Origin of the sequence: Streptomyces ipomoeae 91-03 (assembly GCF_000317595.1) — a bacterium.
Taxonomy (GTDB): Bacteria; Actinomycetota; Actinomycetes; order Streptomycetales; family Streptomycetaceae; genus Streptomyces; species Streptomyces ipomoeae.
Genome location: NZ_AEJC01000366.1, coordinates 1 through 17570 on the forward strand (window position 1 = coordinate 1; position 17570 = coordinate 17570).

Genomic DNA, 17570 nt, shown 5'->3' on the forward strand with positions numbered 1-17570 from the left:
AACCGGTCGAGCGGGTGGGGCAGGTCACCTGGCGGGCGCAAGGAGCTGTGTGGCCGCCAACTGTGCGTACAGCTCGTCCTTGGCCACCAGTTCCGCGTGGGTGCCCGCCGACCGTACCCGTCCCGTCTCCATCACGACGATCCGGTCGGCGCTTGTCACCGTCGACAGGCGGTGGGCGACCACCAGCACGGTGGTGTCGCGGGCCACGTCCGCGATGACGTCCCGCAGCGCCTGCTCGTTGACGGCGTCGAGCTGCGAGGTCGCCTCGTCCAGGAGCAGCAGCCGGGGTCTGCGCAGCAGTGCGCGGGCGATCGCGATGCGCTGCCGCTCACCGCCCGACAGCTTGGAGCCCCGGTGTCCGACCGGTGTCTGAAGACCGTCGGGGAGGCGGTCGACGAGGGTGTCGAGTCTGGCCCGTGCCAGGACGTCATGGATGTCGTGGTCCGTCGCGTCGGGCGCCGCGAAGAGCAGGTTCTCCCGGAGCGTGCCGGCCAGTACGGGAGCTTCCTGCTCGACGTACCCGATGGCGGACCGCAGCTGGGGCAGGGACCAGTCCTGTACGTCCTTGCCGTCGACCAGGACCCGGCCGCCGGTCGCCTCGTAGAACCGCTCGAGGAGCGCGAAGACCGTCGACTTGCCCGCACCCGAGGGGCCGACGAAGGCTGTCATCCCGCCACCCGGTATGTCGAAGCTCACCTGGTGGTGGATGTGCGGCAGGTCCGGACGATAGCGGAAGGACACGTCCTCGAAGCGGACCGACGCCGGGCCCGGCTCCGCGTCCGCCTCGCTGAGCGGGGAGAGCTGCCGGGGCGTCAGTGGTTCTACCGACAGACGTTCCGCCTGGGTGATCCGGGAGATCGCGACGGCTCCCTCCTGGTACTGGGACACGGCGTCGACCAGCCTGGACACCGGCTCGATCAGGTAGAAGAGGTAGAGCAGGAAGGCGATGAGGGTGGACACGGGGATTTCCCCGGACGCCACCCGCGCCCCGCCGACGCCGAGCACCGCCAGGAACGCCAGCTGCACCCCGAGTTCGTCCGCGGATCCCGCCACGGCCTCCCACTTCGCGCTCCTCACGCCGTGCTGCCACGCCCGCCGTGTCACCGCCTCCACCCGGGCGGTCTCCCGCTCCTCGGCGCCGGACGCCTTCACCGTACGGAACGCCCCGAAGACGCGCTCCAACGCGGTGGAGATCTCCCCGACCGCCTCCTGGTAGCGCTCCGTGGCCTGCGCGATCTTGGGCATCACGAGCGCGACGGACCCGGCCATCAAGATGAGCACGCCGAGCGTCACGCCCAGCAGCACGGCGTCCAGAAACGCCATCACCACGATCGTCGCGGCGAAGGCCACCGCGCCGGTGGCCGCGGAGACAACCGCCTGGGTGGTGACCGCGTGCAGCAGCGTCGTGTCGGAGGTGACCCGGGACATCAGGTCGCCCGGCGGGATCCGTTCCACCTCCGCGAGCCGCAGCCGCAGCAACCGTCCGATGAGGCTGCGCCGCGCGGCCAGGACGACTGACTCCGCTGTCCGTTCGAGCGCGTAGGCACCGAATGCCTCGACGGTCGTGCTCACCACCACGAGCACGGTGAGGCCCAGCAGGATCCCGGTGATGGTCCCGCCGGACGCGAGCCTGTCCAGCAGCGCCTTCGTGGCCAGCGGCTGGAGCAGCCCGCCGGCGGCCCCGACCAGCGCGCAGAGCAGACCCAGGGCGATGACCCACCGGTGCGGCCGGACATGCGCGTACAGCGCCTTGAGCGTGTCGCGGGCGGACAGGGACGCAGCGCCTGTCGTCGACAGGTCGGATGCGGTCTTCACGAATTTCCTCTCTCTATGGGTTGCCGAGCACCGCGTCCGCGGTTCTGAACACCGGGGCGAGGTCACGTGTCGGTTCAGGACACAGCGACAGCGCGGCGCCCGGCCCCGCGCTCCGAACGCTCGACACGCGAGACGCACTGCGTCGTGTGCCGGGGTGCCCGGCGGCGTTGTCGATCCGTCGGTACGTACGTCGGTGGGCGTTCTGCACTGCCCCGTGCTCGGGGACCAACAGTCCGTCCGACCGCGCGTGATGAACGCGCGAGGACGTGACCGCAGTTGGGCCCAAGGGCACTCGCGGCCGATGATGCGCGCCGCACGGCTCCCCGCCGTCGGCTCAGTGGATCAATGCGGCTGCCCTCGTGGCGAAAGGGAGAGCGAGGGCGGGCTTCGTAGAGTCGAGGCTCCAGATGGCCACGAATGCGACCCCTGCTACCGGCGTCAGACCGAGGAACTCCAGGCGCTCGCCTCCGCGCGGCATGACGTCACGGCCGGGCACGTCGGCGCAGGCCGATGTCCCGGGTAGGTGCCGAACTCCGTGGCGTACACGTGGTGTGCCATGCCTCCAGCCGGGAACGGCGGTTGTGCTTCGCCCATCCGGCAACCGACGGGACCGGTTCGACCGGCGCAGCGGGCTCGGGCAGGGGCGGGGCTGCGGCGGTGACGCTCCCTGCCCGGCTCGATCTGTGTCATACAGAGAATGTCGCTGCTCCGAAGTCGGCCGACCATCCGACAGGCTTCGGTATCGGCCCCGCCGACCGGCGGGACAGCCCCCGCCGACCAGCGGGCTCTCACCTTCGGCACGGCATGACCGGCCCTGAACCGCAGCTATGTCCAGACCGCTGGGTGGGCCACCCCGACAACTGGACCGCCATGGCGCTTGCCGACCCGTCGGGCGACTGCGTCGGCCGTTTCGCGGTGTCCATAATGCTGCCCCTCACAGCGGCATACACCGTGGGGGTCGAGGCGAGCAGCCCGGCGAGCACTGAGGGGTGTGGGTGGAGAGTGGGCACTCCTCAACTGGCGCGCTTGTCGGAGCGGGGCGCAAGGAGTTCTCCAAGGCGTTCCAGGGCTCTGTCGTCGGGACGGGCGTCTTCCAAGGCCGCGAGCAGGGCCCGCTGGGCTGCCGGGCCGCCCTCGCCGTAGACGTAGCGGGCGATCTCCCTCAGATGGTCGCGCGCCACGTTGGAATCCGCGATGGGCAGCAGCCGGGTCGTATCCACACGCCGGCGCATGTCCTGGAGGATCCCTTCGCGGAAAGCGTGGCTGCTCATGTCCTGGAGGGCTTCCAGCGCCTCGGTCAGTTCCAGCTCCGCCGCGAGGCGGGCGGGATCGGAAGTCACAGCCACCCCGGCGAGGATGCCGACGACCTCATCGAGGTCGGCCGGCGTCCACGTCGCGGCCAGGCAGTGGGCGCGGGCCGCGACCTGTGCGGCCCGCAGATTCAAGCGGGTGGGGAAAGCGGCTGCGAGGACCTTGAGTTGGCCGACCGCCTCAGGAGTACCGCGACGGCTCAGGGTTGCGGGCAGTGACTCACGCCAGTCCAGGGCCTCCATTTCCGGAGTCATGGTATACACGCCGAGCGGACGACTGCTCCCTTCCTGGGAGAAGACCGTGCTGAGCCACCGGTACAGCGTGCTCAGTCCCCTTTCGTCCGCCCAGCCCTCGACATGGTCGCGCGCGGAGCGCGCGCCGCATCTCAGCGCGAGAGCCCGGCTGAAGCGGTCGGATGTATCGATCAGCCTCTTCAGTCTTGGCCATGCGTCGAAACCGTCAGCCTCCAGGAGCAGCGAAGCAGCAAGGGTGGGAAGACCGAGATCCATCAGGACCTAGCCAGGGGACGCCCCGCTTTAGCGGGGTGGGGAATGGCTTCTCTGGGCTGCTCTGACCTCAACTGAGTGCACGGATCTGCACTGTTCACCTGAGCCCGTCTCTCTGCCGCACTATACCTGCGGCGTGTGTATAGTGATCGCATGGCCGTGACCAGGAAGGTTCGCCGGTTCTCCGGCGGCGTGTACGACCTCGGACTCCACGTGGTGTGGTGCCCGAAGTACCGCCGTCCGGTCCTCGGCGGCCGGGTCGCGGAACGACTGGAGGAACTGATCCGGCAGAAGGCCGACGAACGGGGGTGGGAGATCGTGGCGCTCGAAGTCATGCCCGACCACGTCCACCTGTTCGTCAAGCACGACCCGAAGTCGTCGGCCTCATACGTGGCCAACCAGTTCAAGGGCTTCACCTCCCGCGTGCTGCGCGAGGAGTTCCCGCACCTGAAGTCACGGATGCCCACCCTGTGGTCGTCGTCGTACTTCGCGGCATCGGTCGGAGCCGTCTCGGCGGACACCGTGCGCCGGTACATCGACACCCAATGGGAACGCCCGTGGAGGAAGGGGGACGGCTCGTGATCCGCGCGTACAAGTTCCTCCTGCGCCCCACGGCCCGTCAGACGGCCGCGCTGGGCGAGATGCTGCGGGACCACTGCTCCCTCTACAACGGCGCCCTCCAAGAGCGTCGGGACGCCTACCAGCACGCCTCGAAGACCGCCGTCCGCTACGGCGACCAGTCCGCCCAGCTCAAAGAGATCCGCGCGTTCGACCCCGAGCGCCAAGGCCGATGGTCGTTCTCCAGTCAGCAAGCCACCCTGCGCCGCCTCGACAAGGCGTTCGCCGCGTTCTTCCGCCGAGTCAAGGCCGGACAGACCCCCGGTTACCCGCGCTTCAAAGGCGTCGGGCACTTCGGCACCGTCACCTTCCCCAAGGACGGAGACGGCTGCCGCTGGGACTCCACCCCCCACGATGCGCAGACCCGCGTACGGATCCAGGGCGTCGGCCACATCCGCGTGCACCGGCACCGGCCCGTACAGGGCCGCGTCAAGACGGTCTCGGTGAAGCGGGAGGGGGCCCGCTGGTACGTCGTCCTCGCCTGCGACAACGTGCCCGCCGAGGAGCTGCCGCCCACCGGAGCGATCGCCGGTATCGACATGGGCATCGCTCACTTCCTGACCACCTCGGACGGCGAACACGTCGCCAACCCCCGCTTCCTTCAAGCGGGGGCCGACGAACTGGCCGAAGCACAGCGGCACCTCGCGACGTTCCCCAAGCGCACCCGGCAGCGCACCAAGCGCCACCGCGCCGCAGCCCGGAAGGTCGCCAAGCTGCACGCCAAGATCCGGCGGCAGCGCGCCGACTTCCATCACAAGACCGCCCGCGCGCTCATCACCGACCACGACGTGATCGCACACGAGCGGCTGAACACGGCGGGCATGACCAAGAGCCCCGCACCCAAGGCCGACCCCGAGCAGCCCGGCGGCTTCCTGCCCAACGGTGCTGCCGCGAAGGCCGGACTCAACCGCAGCATCCTCGACGCGGGTTGGGCGCAGTTCCTCGGAATCCTGGCGAACAAGGCTGAGAGTGCCGGTCGCCTGGTGGTCCCGGTGGACGCGCGCAACACCTCCCGCACGTGCCCCGACTGCGGGCACGTAGCGAAGGAGAACCGCCTCACCCAAGCGAAGTTCCAGTGCACGGCGTGCGGGTTCACGGCGAACGCGGACCACGTCGGCGCGACGAACGTCCTCAGCAGGGCCGGGCTGGTCCTCTGCGCGGCGGCCTAGCCACCGACGCAGGAAGCCCGCGCGTTTACGCGCGGGTGGAGTCACGTCCCTCTCCCCCAGGGCACGGCGGCGGCCCGCTCAAGCAACCCACCTCCCGGGGCGCAGCTGCCGTATTGATGCCGGGCGAGTTCGCGCCCGATGGTTCCGCGTCCGACCGGCAGTGCTCACGGCACTCGGGTCCAGGCGCCGTACTGCAACGCCCCCAGGACCTGGCTGCCCTGTTCCAGCAGGGCCTTCTCCAACTGGTCCGGCAGGGTGTCGTCGGCGACGAGGCCCGCCGGCAGGGACAGCCCCGCCTTCGCCAGCGCCGGTGCGATGCTGCGCAGCGTGTACGCCAGCCACGGGATGATGGGTGAGTCCCCGCCCGCTGCGACCGGGGCCTCGCACTCGACCTCCGGAGCGGGCAGTCCGGCATCGAGGAAGGTGCGGTTCAGCCGGCGACCGAAGTCCGGCGGCGTGCCGGTGGCCCGGTACACCTCCGAGAGCAGCCGGTAGCACTCGTCCCACAGGGGGCTCGGTGGCCAACTGGGGTTCTGCACGGTGAAGTCGACCTCGTGGAACACCAGGATCCCCCCAGGCCGCAGAAACCGCGTGAACCGTCGGAGCAAGTCGGCGGGGTCCTTCTGGTACAGCAGGACGTAGCGGCCCACCACGGCGTCGAAGCGCTCCGTGGTGTCGAAGTCGTCGAGCTCGGTGACCTCGAAGTCGAGGCTCGCGTCGAAGCCTTCGTTCCGCGCCCTGCGGCGGGCCTTGTCCGTGGCCGCGGGGTCGCGGTCGATGCCCAGGACCCGGCCGCGCGGCCCCACGATCTCGCCGGCCAGCATCGAGACATCACCCATCCCCGAACCGAGATCGAGGACGGACATCCCGGGCCTCAGACCACCCAGGCGAAGGAACCGATCCGTCGAGGAACGCAGGATCCGTCCCCGCAGCATGAGACGCCGGTGCTCCAAGTCCGAGCTTCCGAGCACGTAGTCGGCGTCCGCGTCGTGCGCGGCCCCTATGACCTGCACGGGATGTTCGTTCATTCTGTTTCCTGCTCCTCGTCGGGTTCCCCGGCTTCCACCAGGTGGGAGCACATCGAGTACGACACAGGCGTGACGCGGTGTATGGGCGTGCTGGAGCCGGTCAGCGGGGCGCCTGTCCCGTCATGACGGGCCGCGATGATCTCCGCCGCGATGGAGACGGCGGTCTCCTCGGGTGTACGGGCACCGAGGTCGAGGCCGATCGGGGAGCGCAGCCGCGCCAACTCCCGTTCGGTCAGGCCTGCTGCACGCAGCCGTCGCGCGCGGTCGGCATGGGTGCGGCGCGAGCCCATCGCGCCGACGTACGCGACCGGCATCCGCAGGGCTTCCGTCAGCAGGGGTACGTCGAACTTGGCGTCGTGGGTGAGAACGCACAGCACCGTGCGCGCGTCGGCCGGCGTGCGCCGCAGATAGCGGTGCGGCCAGTCGACGACGATGTCGTCGGCGTCGGGGAAACGGGCCCGGGTGGCGAAGACGGGGCGCGCATCGCAGACCGTCACGTGGTAGCCCAGGAACCTGCCGACGCGGACGAGTGCGGCCGCGTGGTCGATCGCCCCGAAGACGATCATGCGAGGTGGTGGCACATGGGACTCGACGAGCAGAGTGAGGCTGCCGGGGCTGGGCGAGCCTCCCCCGGACTCCGTCCGGAGGGACCCCCATCCCGCCGCGCTCGCCGGCAGGTCGAACGTGCCGCTGCGACCGGCGTCCAGCAGGGCGTGTGCCTCGGCTGCCGCCGTCCGGTCCAGCTCCGGGGGACCGCCGAGCCCTCCCTCGTAGGAGCCGTCGGGGCGCACGAGGAGGGCGGCGCCGAGCTTGTCGGCAGGGCCGCGCACCACCCGGGCGAGCGCCGCCGGTTCATCGCGGACGGCTGCCATCACGGCGGACCGGAACACCGTCCCGACAGGCGTCCCGGCGCGTAGGGGGATGACCAGGATGTCGATGATCCCGCCGCAGGTCAGGCCGACCGCGAAGGCGTCTTCGTCGCTGTACCCGAAGCGCGCGACGACTGGCTCGCCGTCGGCCAGCGCCTGTTGGCACAGCTCATAGACCGCTCCTTCCACGCAGCCGCCGGAGACCGAGCCGATCACCGTCCCCTCGGCGTCCACGGCGAGGGCGGCGCCGGGTGCGCGCGGGCTGCTGCCGCTCACCGCCACGACGGTGGCGACGGCGAAGGTCCGGGCCTCTTCGATCCAACGGCTCAACTCCTCGGCGATGTCAAGCACCTGGAACCCCCGCGGTCAGGACCCGGTCGGGTCGGATGGGCAGGTCGCGGTGACGTACGCCGGTCGCGTGCCAGACCGCGTTGGCGATGGCCGCCGCGGCGCCGACGTTGCCGACCTCGCCGATGCCCCTGACGCCGACGGGGTCGTCGGGGTCCTCGTCGTCCAGCCAGTACGCCTCGATGGCCGGGACGTCGGCGTGCGCGGCGATGCACTGTGAGCTGGGCCGGTTCCTCGCGTCGCAATGCAGTGTGTCCGCCGGGCAGCCGTTGTGCCTGGTCCTGGCCGTCCCACCGTCACAGAGGGCACTGGTTCCCTTCTCGTCACTGGCCGAGAGTGAACCGTGGCCTCGGGCGGCTCATACGGATCGGCCGCTTCGACCTCCATCCCGGCCAGACCATCAGCGCAAAAGGAAAGACGCAACCATGACGAGCACCGACACCGGACACGAGATCGTCTACGACAGCTTCGAGGGGCCGACCCTGGACCGGGCTTGGCGGTGATCCGCAAGTACAGTGCGACGGCATGCATCGCGAGGTTCATCCGCTCCTCCACCGTTACGGCGTGGAGAACCGGCCGGGACCCGGAGGCGAGGGGCCGTCGGCGCGGACGCCGTTCGTGACCCGCAGGAACTCCAGCTTCTCCGCGTCGGCGGAACCCGCGGCCACCGTGTAGACGACGAGTCGGATGTCGCAGCCCGGGACGGTGAGCACGTCGCAGTCGCAGATCACCTCACCCACCTGGGGGTGTACGACGGTCTTGCGGGCCGAGACGTGCGGACCGACCGCGCCCTCGTCCCACAGCCGGGCGAACTCCGCGCTGGTGGACCGCAGTTCCTCGACGAGGTCGGTCAGGCCACGGTCACGGGGGTAGTCGATGAGAGCCGTGCGCAGGTCGGCGACGAGGGCGGTTTTCAGGGCGTCGCCGTCCTGGAGCACGGGCCAGGACGCGAGCCGGCTGGGCCCTGTGGCGAAGACCGCCCGTGCCAGGTTGCGCTCGTCGTGTGTCCGTGCGCTGGGGTCGCCCATCAGTACTGCCCATGCGGGGGTCCAGGACAGCAAGGTCCAGTCGGCGCTGAACACGCCCACGGGGAACTCCCCGAGGCGGGCCAGCATCCGTTGGACCCCGGCCGGCACATGCGTGGAGACCGTCCCCTCCTGGGGCGGGAGGAGGCCGGCCAGCCGGTAGGCGTGATCGCGCTCCATGGGCTGCAGTTGCAGTGCCCTGGCCAGGCTCGCGACGACCTGCGCCGAAGGGCTCGTGGCGCGGCCCTGCTCCAGCCGCACCACGTAGTCGACCGACAGCCCCGCGAGCTCGGCCAGTTCCTCGCGTCGCAGCCCCACCGCGCGTCGTCCGGGCCGCGAGGTCCGCCCGACGTCGGTGGGAGAAAGCCGGTCGCGCCAGCGGCGCAATGCCGTGCCCAGGGTCTCGTCCACTCGGCCATTGTGTCCGCCGGGCCGCCGTTGTGCCTGGTACTGGCTGTCCTACCGTCTCGGAGAGCACTGGTTGTCCTCTCGTCACGGGCCGAGAGTGGACGCATGACGACAACATTCATCACAGGAGCCAACAAATCCCTCGGATACGAGACCGCCCGCCGCTTGATCGAGGCCGGCCACACCGTCCTCGTCGGTGCTCGTGATCCGGAGCGCGGCCGGGCGGCTGCCGACGCCCTCGGTGCCCGTTTTATCCAGATCGATGTGACGGACGACGCGTCGGTGGCCGAGGCCGCCGCCGACATCGGGGCTCGCGAGGGGGGGCATCGACGTCCTGATCAACAACGCCGGTGTCTTCGGGCCGCACATCCCCGCCGATCAGCTCACGGCCGCTGACGCGAGCACGGTGTTCGAGGTCAATGTCGTGGGGATCGTCCGGGTGACGCACGCGTTCCTGCCTCTGCTGCGCAAGTCGGCGAACCCGGTCATCGTCAATGTGTCCAGCGGCATGGGGTCGTTCGCGGCCACCCATGACGCCGGGCGCGTCGAGTCGAGGAACCTCGCGCCGCTCTACACGGCGTCGAAGGCCGCCGTGACCATGCTGACCACGCAGTACGCGAAGTCCTGGCCGGACGTGAAGGTGAACGCGGCCGACCCGGGCTACACCGCGACCGACTTCAACGGGCACAGCGGCCCGCAGACAGTGACCGAGGGGACCGACGCGATCGTCGAACTCGCCACCATCGGGGCGGACGGACCGACCGGAACCTTCCGTGACCGTCACGGTGAGATGCCCTGGTGATCCACCTCTGAATTCGGGGCGTGCCGTCCGAGGTCTGCCGCGCGCCGGCGTGGTGCAGGGGGCCGCCCGCGATCTCGGCGATGGTCAGACGCGCCCGCAGCACCCGCGGCGCGGTCCGCCCCCGCTCCCGGCGCCAGGGCGTCGTCTCGATCCGATCGCGCAGCGCGGCGAGGACTCCGTGCGCGTGGTGCCGGGAGTCCGGCGCCATGGTGGTGCTGACCGCTCCTGTAGCGCTGGCACACACCCGGCGGATGTGGTCCAGAGCGCGGGACTGCCCGGAACGCGGCGCGATGTTCCGGGCGTGCCGACCGCCTTCGTGCTCGGGGTGCGACAGCAGGCGGGTCAGCTGGTCGGTGGTGCCGCCGGCGCGGGCCACATGGCAGGCCGTGGCCGCGGTGATCCGGTGACCGTGCTCGGCCGCGCCCTGACGGTCCGCACGCCGCGCGGCACGGTCCGGCCGTCAGTGGCGAGTCGGCTGTAACTGCCGGTGGCGTAGCGGCCGGTGAGGTCGCCGAGCATGGCGGCGCCCGTCGCGACCTCGCGCACGGTGCCGGGCAACCGGTTGCGGATGGAAAGGCCCTCCACCGGACCGGTGGCCGGCGCGACCTCCGTCGCCTTGATCAGGGTGTGGAGCCTTCGGCGAGGCCGAGGTCCTTGACGGCGTCGAGGGTGATGGCGGCGGTGACATCCTGACCGCCGTCGAGCCGGACTTCGACCGTTGCCATGGCTTCGCCCGGGGTGACTGAGGTGACGGTGCCGGGGATCTGGTTGCGGATGCTCAGGCTCATGGCGGGCGCCTCGCAGCGCAGGGGTGATTTGTCGCTATTTGGGGTTGCTCTGTGGTCCACCGTGGACCGGTGGGGGTCGGCTGTTCCGGGCCGCGGGGTTCGGCGCGCGTCTCCTCAGGCGGGGTAGGCGTGTGTCTGGGCGGCCTTGACGGTCGCCCACACCGTGGCTCCGGGGCGGAGGTCGAGTTCGGCGGCTGCGACCGTGGTGAGGTCGGCGGCCAGGGGGAGTTCGCCGGTGAGGTCGGCGCGGATCTGGTCGCCGTGGATCTCCAGGCCGGCCACCTCACAGCGCCAGAGGTTGCGGGCGCTGGAACCGGTGGGCCGGTCCCGGTGCAGGGTCACCGCGCTGGGCGGGAAGGCGACGAAGACCGGCCCGGTGAGGTCTTCGGTGGTCGTGATCGTGGGTTCTGCGTCGACGTGGACCGTGTGTCCCTCGGCCTGTCCCCGGTAGAGGTTGAGACCGACCAGGTGGGCGATGTAGTCGGTGCGCGGGTGGCGGGCGATGTCGGACGGCGTGCCCTCCTGGACGATACGGCCGTCCTCGACGACGACGAGACGGTCGGCCAGCACCATCGCGTCGAGCGGGTCGTGTGTGACGAGTACGGCGACGGCCTCGAAGTCGGCCAGGTGGTGGCGGAGCTGGGCGCGGACGTCGAGGCGGGTGCGGGCGTCGAGGGCGGCGAGCGGCTCGTCGAGGAGGAGCAGGCGCGGGTGGGTGGCCAGGGCGCGGGCGAGGGCGACGCGCTGGGCCTGGCCGCCGGAGAGGCGGCGGGGCTTGGCCCCGGCGTGGGCGGCGAGGTCCATGCGCTCCAGCCACTCGGCGGCCTGGGCGCGGGCCTGCGCCTTGGTGGCGCCGTGGCAGCGGGGGCCGAAGGCCACGTTGTCGAGCGCGGTGAGGTGGGGGAAGAGCAGGTAGTCCTGGAAGACGACGCCGACCGGGCGGGACTCCGGTGGGGTACGGTCCAACTCCGCCCCGTCCAGCCGGAGGTGACCGCCGGAGAGCGGGACCAGGCCGGCGAGCGCGCGCAGGGCGGTCGTCTTGCCGGCGCCGTTGGGGCCGAGGAGCGCGACGACGTCACCGGGCGCCGCGGTCAGTCTCACGTCGAGGCGGAAGGAACCGCGCTCGACCACGAGCCGGGCGTCGAGTCCCTCCCGCGCGGGGTCGGGGGCGCGGACGGCGTCCTGAGGGGTCTTCTCGGTGTCGGTCATGAGGCGGTCATCCAGCGATCACGTAGTCCCGCCAGGACCGCGATCGACACGGCCAGCAGGACCAGGCTGAGGGCGATCGCGGCCTCCGGGTCGCTCTGCAGGGCGAGGTAGACGGCGAGGGGCATCGTCTGCGTACGGCCGGGGAAGTTGCCGGCGAAGGTGATGGTCGCGCCGAACTCGCCGAGCGCCCGCGCCCAGGCCAGGACCGCGCCCGCCGCGATGCCGGGCGCGATGAGCGGCAGCGTGACCCGGCGGAACGCGGTGAAGCGGGAGGCGCCCAGGGTGGTGGCGGCCTCCTCGTAGCGCGGGTCGGCGGCCCGCAGGGTGCCCTCGACGCTGATGACGAGGAACGGCATGGCGACGAACGCCTCGGCGACCACGACCCCGGCGGTGGTGAACGGCAGTGTGACGCCGAACCAGTCGTCCAGCCACCGCCCCACGACGCCGTTGCGGCCGAGCGCCATGAGCAGCGCGACACCGCCGACGACCGGCGGCAGGACGAGAGGGAGCGTGACGAGGGCCCGTACGAGACCACGCCCCGGGAACTCGACCCGGGCCAGCAGCCAGGCGAGAGGCACGCCGATCACCAGGCTGATCACGGTTGCCGCCGTCGCGCAGACGAGGGAGAGCTGAAGCGCCTGCCACACCTCGGCGCTGGTCAGCAGGTCGGGCATGCTCCGCCACGGGGCACGGATCAGCAGGGCGACGAGCGGGAGGACCAGGAACGCGAGGCCGATCAGCGCGGGCAGCAGAAGCGGCAGCGGGGCGCCCCCGCCGACGCGGCGGCGCCGCGGGCCACCGGCCAGGGTGTCCGCGGCTCCGGCCCTGTCCGAGGAGGGAGACGTCACGGCTTCAGGAACCCGGCTTCGGTCAGGACCTTCTGGCCCTCGGCGGACCGCACGAGTGCGATGAACGCCGTGGCGGTATCGGCGTTCTCGGAGCCCTTGAGCAGGGTGATCGGGTAGTCGTTGATGGCGTCGGCCGACTCGGGGAACTCCACGCCCTCCACCTTGCCACCCGCGGCCCTCACATCGGTCTTGTAGACGACCGCGGCGTCGGCCTCCTTCAGCACCACCTTGTTCAGGGCCGCCTTGACGTCCTCCTCGTAGGAGACGGGGGTGAGCTTCAGCCTGCTCGCGTCGAGGGCCTTCTGGGCGGCGGCGCCGCACGGCACCGTCGTGTCGCACAGCACGACCTTCAGATCCGAGTCGGTGAGGTCCTTGAGGGAGGAGATCGTGTGCGGGTTGCCGGGCAGGGTGGCGATCTCCAGCTGGTTGCGGACGAAGGTGGCCGGTGTGCCGGAGGCGCCCCCCGCATCCGTGACGATCTTCATCGTCTTGGGGCTGGCGGAGGCGAACACGTCGGCCGGCGCGCCGCTGGTGATGCTCGCGGCGAGGGTGTCGCTGCCGCCGAAGTTGAAGGTGACCTTCGTCCCGGGGTGGGCCTTCTCGAACTCCTTGCCCAGGGTCGTGAAGCTCTCCTTCAGCGAGGCCGCGGCAAAGACCGTCACCTCGCCGGACAGCTTGTCCGAGGCGGAGACCGACGCGGGGGAGTCCGACCCGGCCGACGAGGAATCCGAGTCGGAGGAGGAGCAAGCACTCAGGGCCAGCAGGGCTGCGGCGCCTGCGCCGGTCACCTTCGACATCCGGCGGGTCCGGCGCGCGGAACGGGTCATCACGGGTCCACTCCCTCAAGGTCCTGACGGACACCCTCACCTTGGTCCTGACGGACACATCACCTTGGCCCCGGCGGACCGTCCACGGTCTTTCGACGACCCCGTCGGTCGACTTGAACCGGGATGATCCGGCGGCCCGGTCCGGCGGTGTCGGCGCTGACACCGAGTAAGGCAGCCGCGTCACCGATCCGGTAGCTGTGCATGCGCCGATGATACTGCCGCAAACGCAAGGGGAAAGCATCCCGTCTCATCGCATGAGCAGGGATGCTTACTGTTGAAGCTGGTATATGCGTTTGTGCGGGACGAGGGTCCGGGTACGGTCATCCAGGAGGTGGTAGCCCGTGAGTCAGCCCCTCGTAGCTGCCCGTACGACCGCCGGACCGGCGGCGGAACTCGCCCTCACCGGCGATCCGACCCGTCCGGCCCGGCTGACGGGCCCGATCCGCCGGCCTGGCCACAGCACGAGGCCGACGTCAGCTTCGAGTGCGCCACCAGCGGCAGCCGGCACCACCGCTTCACCGGGCCGCTCCTGCACGACGTCCTGTCGGCGGCCGGCCCCGGCTTCGGCCGCGCCCCCGTCCTGCTCGCGGTCACCATCGACGACACCTCGCTCGACCGCGCCGCCCCCAGCTCGTCCTGCCCCAGGACCGCCGCGGCGCCCGGTGCATCAGCGGCATCCGGCGAACGGCTCGTCCGTCAGCAGCAGTCGGCTGTCCTGGGCCGGCGTCCGGGCCGGCGCGACGCGCTGCCGCATGCCACCCGACAGCTCGTGCACCCGCTTGCGGTACGCGCCCCGCAGCCGTACGAGTTCCAGCAGCCGTTCCGCCTCGGCGCGGCGCTCCGGCCCCGCGACCGGGTTGAGCAGGGTGGACTTGCCGCAACCGGAAGCTCCCAGGAGGGTGACGAACTCGCCGGGCGCGACATCGAGCGTGATGTCGTCCGGCGCGAGCCGCTGTCCGCCGGGCGTGCCCGGAGCGGGGAAGGACTTCGAGACGTGCTCGATACGGGCGGCGTGTGTCACCGCCGTGGTGTCCTCGGGGGCCCTGGCGATCGTGGTGGCCATGGTCGTCACCTCCCGGGAGCTCATCGGCTCCGGTTGCCGTTACTCGGCGCCGAGGCCCGCGTCGTCGACCTCGTCCTTGCCTTCGGCCTTGAGGACCTTGTTGAGGAGCGTGAGGTCGTAGATGCCCTTCAGGTCCGGCTTGTCCAGCAGACCGGCCTTGACCGCGTGCTCCGCCTCGGTGTTGAGAGTGGCGGCGAGCGGGTCGTCGAGGAAGGTGATGGACTTCCAGGCCGGGTCGATGACCTCGGCGGGCAGCTCCTTGCCCGACAGCCCCTTCAGCGCCGCGTTGGCGGACGCCTTCGCCTTCTCCGGGTTGGCGTTGATCCACTCATTGGTCTTCACCGAGGCGCGCAGTACGGCCTCGACGACGTCCGGGTGCTCCTTCAGGAACTCCTGGCGCACGATGATGTTCGTGATGACGAACTTCTTGTCGGGCCACAGGTCGGCCTCGTCGAGCAGCACCTTCGCGCCCTCGGCGACCAGCTTGGACGCGGTCGGCTCCGGGACCCAGGCACCGTCGATGGCACCGGACTTGTAGGCGTCCGGGGCGACCGAGTTGTCCGTGCGGATCACGGAGACGTCGCCCTTGCCGCTCTGCGCGTCGACCTTCCAGCCCTGGTCCGCGATCCAGTTGAGGAACGCCACGTCCTGGGTGTTGCCGAGCTGGGGGGTGGCGATCTTCTTGCCCTTGACGTCCTTGATGGACTTGATCTTGTCCGGGTTGACGACGAGCTTCACACCGCCGGACGCCGAACCGCCGATGATGCGCAGGTTCTCGCCGTTCGACTTGGTGTAGCCGTTGATGGCGGGGGAGGGGCCGATCCAGCCGATGTCGATGGAGCCGCCGTTGAGGGCCTCGATCTCGGAGGGGCCGGCGTTGAAGGTGGAGGTCTTGATCGTGGTGCCGCCGAGCTCCTTCTGGAACAGGCCCTCCTGGACGCCCACGAGAGCGGTGGCATGCGTGAGGTTGGGGAAGTAGCCGATGTTCACTTCGTCGGCGGAGAGCTTCTTGGCACCCGCCGCGACCTTCGTCTGCTTGCTGTTGTCGGTGGACTCGGAACCGTAACCGCAGGCGGTCAGCAGGAGGGGGAGCGCCGCTATGACGGCGATGGTGCGCAGGGTGGTGAGCGGTCTTGCGGCAGACACGGAGGTGTCCTCTCAGGGGATGGGTGATCAGGGAGGGATGGAAAGCGAGATGTGAGTCCCATGGGCACGCACCAACACTCCACTCGCCGGCCCTCGGCAGCAGCGATGCCGTCTCGGGCTGAGGAGTGGATCGTGGGGGGAGCGGATGTCGCGCCTGTCTGTCACCGCCGAGCCGCGCCTGAGGCATGCGGACGGCGGGTGCGGGCGGCGCGTCAGCCGAAGGGTGTCGGTTCTGGCGAGATCTCAGACGGGCCGACAGATGGCACTGGACGTACGGCCGAAGTCGATGTGACGACGCCAGGTCAGGAGGGGCAGCAACCGGACTGTGCGGTCGAGCGTTCGCATGGCCACACCCCACAGTTCCCTAGTTTTCCTACCCGGTTGATAGGGATCGTGGCAGAAGGCGGCGCCCACCCCAAGAGGGTGTTCACATGATGGACGCCGTCATCTCACTTCTCGGGATCGGAGGCGAGTGGCCCAGCGTGTCACTGGTTTACGTCACGGGTTGACCCAGGCATCCGGGGAGTGGGTCAACGCGGACACATCACCGGCTTCGGTCAGGCGGGCAGGGCGAAGGGAGGGTGGGCACCGTTGAGGAAGTAGTCCCCGACATCGCGGAGCCGGTGGGCGACGGGCTCGTACAAGGTGTGGGTCCGGGCATTGCGCCAGAAGCGGTCGAAGCCCAGCCGCGAGGAGGTGGAGCGGGTGCCGATGATGTCGAGGGCGCGGGTGGTGGACTCCTGCGCGGCCCTGGACGCGGCGGCTTCGGCCATGGCCACCAGGACGGAGATGTCCGCGTACTCGTCGTAGGTGAGGTCTTCGCCGCGTGTCAGCCCGCCGGACACGGCTTCCAGTGCTTGATCGGTGAGTGCGGACGCGGAGCGGGTGAGGACGGTGAGTTCTCCGTAGGCGGTCAGCACCTGCGGGTCGTGGGGAGTGCCGACCGGCCAGGCGGGGGGCCAGGGCGTGTGGCCCGTCCTGCTGTACTCACGGGCTTCGGCGAGCACTCCCTCGGCCATGCCGAGAAGGAGCTGGACGGAGACGAGACGCCCGACCGGAGAGGCCAGGGCGGCCAGGGGCGACAGGACGTCCTCGTCCGCGGACAGGGAGCCGAGTACGTCGTCGGCGGCCACCGGCACGGCGTCGAACTCCACACTTCCGCCGGCCGCGAGCCGCTGGCCGAAGGCGTCGGCGTCGCCGTCGACGCGCACGCCGTGATGGGAGGGATCGACGACGACGGCGAGTGGTTCGCCGGTGTCGGCTCGCACGGCCCGCACGGCGATGCGGTCGGCGACCAGGACCCCGGTGGCGTAGCTCTGCCGGCCGTCGAGTACCTGGCCGGCGGCTGTCCTGGTCACTGTCAGAGGCGGTTCCTGACGGGCGAAACCGCCACCCCACAACCACTGCCCCGCCGCCGACTGCCGCTCGGCCTCGGCGGCGAGAGAGGGCTCCGTGAAGAAGCGGGCGCTCCACGACAGGAAGTAGTGACAGCCGAGCAGTTGACCGATCGCGCCGTCGGCCGCGCCGATCTCCCGGACAACGGCGTAGGCCGTGGACCAGTCCGCGCCGCCTCCTCCGGACTCGGCCGGTACCAGGAGCGTCAGCAGCCCTGCCTCACGCAGCCGGGACACCTCGTCGAACGGGGCCTTGCCTGCCTGCTCCCGCGCCACCGCGTCCGTGGCCAGGTCGTCCGCCGCCTCGCGGGCCACGCGCAGCCAGTGCGCCCGGCCGGGCCCGGTCCGGTCGGATTCCGAGGCGGGGCCGGACGGCGCAGTGGCAACGCCCATGGC

General features: G+C 70.6%; 12 protein-coding genes and 5 pseudogenes. 4 read left to right on the forward strand and 13 right to left on the reverse strand.

Annotated elements, in window-relative coordinates:
- Positions 1 to 24 precede the first annotated feature (24 nt).
- Both STRIP9103_RS23270 and STRIP9103_RS23275 read right to left on the reverse strand, forming a co-directional pair.
- A complete protein-coding gene (locus STRIP9103_RS23270) occupies positions 25 to 1815 on the reverse strand; it encodes an ABC transporter ATP-binding protein (protein WP_009320518.1) in 1791 nt (596 codons plus the stop codon).
- 1013 nt (positions 1816 to 2828) lie between these two features.
- Positions 2829 to 3635 carry an effector-associated domain 2-containing protein gene (locus STRIP9103_RS23275; protein ID WP_009320473.1) on the reverse strand — a complete coding sequence of 269 codons (807 nt, stop codon included), beginning with the start codon at positions 3633 to 3635 and terminating at the stop codon, positions 2829 to 2831.
- Positions 3636 to 3785: 150 nt separating this feature from the next.
- Here STRIP9103_RS23275 and tnpA point away from each other — a divergent pair, with 150 nt between their 5' ends.
- Together tnpA and STRIP9103_RS23285 are read left to right on the forward strand one after the other, a co-directional pair.
- Positions 3786 to 4214, forward strand: coding sequence for an IS200/IS605 family transposase (gene tnpA / locus STRIP9103_RS23280; RefSeq protein WP_009320499.1), 429 nt, complete (start codon positions 3786 to 3788; stop codon positions 4212 to 4214).
- The gene (locus tag STRIP9103_RS23285) at positions 4211 to 5419 is read left to right on the forward strand and encodes an RNA-guided endonuclease InsQ/TnpB family protein (RefSeq protein ID WP_009320481.1); all 1209 of its coding nucleotides are present in this window, start codon (positions 4211 to 4213) and stop codon (positions 5417 to 5419) included. The genes tnpA and STRIP9103_RS23285 overlap by 4 nt, the downstream gene beginning before the upstream one ends.
- A 164-nt stretch (positions 5420 to 5583) precedes the next feature.
- On the opposite strand, the gene STRIP9103_RS23290 is transcribed toward STRIP9103_RS23285, so the two are convergent.
- The 4 genes and pseudogenes from STRIP9103_RS23290 to STRIP9103_RS23300 all read right to left on the reverse strand — a co-directional run bounded on the left by STRIP9103_RS23290 (position 5584) and on the right by STRIP9103_RS23300 (position 9100).
- Entirely contained in the window at positions 5584 to 6447 is an 864-nt protein-coding gene (locus tag STRIP9103_RS23290) for an SAM-dependent methyltransferase (RefSeq protein WP_048820820.1), read from the reverse strand.
- Positions 6444 to 7667: an XdhC family protein gene (locus STRIP9103_RS23295; protein WP_009320534.1), complete on the reverse strand. Its 1224-nt coding sequence runs from the start codon at positions 7665 to 7667 to the stop codon at positions 6444 to 6446. The genes STRIP9103_RS23290 and STRIP9103_RS23295 overlap by 4 nt, the downstream gene beginning before the upstream one ends.
- A pseudogene (locus STRIP9103_RS51785) lies at positions 7660 to 7875 on the reverse strand (hypothetical protein); the annotation flags it as partial. The pseudogene STRIP9103_RS51785 and the gene STRIP9103_RS23295, both read right to left, overlap by 8 nt.
- Before the next feature lie 346 nt (positions 7876 to 8221).
- Positions 8222 to 9100 (reverse strand): helix-turn-helix transcriptional regulator, encoded by an 879-nt coding sequence (locus STRIP9103_RS23300; RefSeq protein WP_009320532.1) that lies wholly within the window; start codon positions 9098 to 9100, stop codon positions 8222 to 8224.
- Between the two features lie 102 nt (positions 9101 to 9202).
- Between STRIP9103_RS23300 and STRIP9103_RS23305 the strand changes: the two are divergent.
- Positions 9203 to 9899 (forward strand): annotated as a pseudogene (locus STRIP9103_RS23305) (SDR family NAD(P)-dependent oxidoreductase).
- A gap of 342 nt (positions 9900 to 10241) precedes the next feature.
- Here STRIP9103_RS23305 and STRIP9103_RS53515 read toward each other — a convergent pair.
- The 4 genes and pseudogenes from STRIP9103_RS53515 to modA all read right to left on the reverse strand — a co-directional run bounded on the left by STRIP9103_RS53515 (position 10242) and on the right by modA (position 13571).
- Positions 10242 to 10687 (reverse strand): annotated as a pseudogene (locus STRIP9103_RS53515) (TOBE domain-containing protein).
- A 114-nt stretch (positions 10688 to 10801) separates the two neighbouring features.
- Positions 10802 to 11896: an ABC transporter ATP-binding protein gene (locus STRIP9103_RS23315; protein ID WP_009320538.1), complete on the reverse strand. Its 1095-nt coding sequence runs from the start codon at positions 11894 to 11896 to the stop codon at positions 10802 to 10804.
- The gene (gene modB / locus STRIP9103_RS23320) at positions 11893 to 12744 is read right to left on the reverse strand and encodes a molybdate ABC transporter permease subunit (RefSeq protein WP_009320530.1); all 852 of its coding nucleotides are present in this window, start codon (positions 12742 to 12744) and stop codon (positions 11893 to 11895) included. The genes STRIP9103_RS23315 and modB overlap by 4 nt, the downstream gene beginning before the upstream one ends.
- A complete protein-coding gene (modA, locus tag STRIP9103_RS23325) occupies positions 12741 to 13571 on the reverse strand; it encodes a molybdate ABC transporter substrate-binding protein (protein ID WP_048820821.1) in 831 nt (276 codons plus the stop codon). The genes modB and modA overlap by 4 nt, the downstream gene beginning before the upstream one ends.
- A gap of 341 nt (positions 13572 to 13912) precedes the next feature.
- Between modA and STRIP9103_RS51795 the strand changes: the two are divergent.
- Positions 13913 to 14249, forward strand: a pseudogene (locus STRIP9103_RS51795) (molybdopterin-binding protein); the annotation flags it as partial.
- Position 14250: 1 nt separating this feature from the next.
- Here STRIP9103_RS51795 and STRIP9103_RS53170 read toward each other — a convergent pair.
- The 3 genes and pseudogenes from STRIP9103_RS53170 to STRIP9103_RS23340 form a co-directional block, all read right to left on the reverse strand.
- Positions 14251 to 14658: pseudogene (locus STRIP9103_RS53170) on the reverse strand (ATP-binding cassette domain-containing protein); the annotation flags it as partial.
- A 15-nt stretch (positions 14659 to 14673) separates the two neighbouring features.
- The gene (locus STRIP9103_RS23335) at positions 14674 to 15780 is read right to left on the reverse strand and encodes an aliphatic sulfonate ABC transporter substrate-binding protein (RefSeq protein WP_009320469.1); all 1107 of its coding nucleotides are present in this window, start codon (positions 15778 to 15780) and stop codon (positions 14674 to 14676) included.
- 557 nt (positions 15781 to 16337) lie between these two features.
- The gene (locus STRIP9103_RS23340) at positions 16338 to 17567 is read right to left on the reverse strand and encodes an acyl-CoA dehydrogenase family protein (RefSeq protein ID WP_009320488.1); all 1230 of its coding nucleotides are present in this window, start codon (positions 17565 to 17567) and stop codon (positions 16338 to 16340) included.
- Positions 17568 to 17570 lie beyond the last annotated feature (3 nt).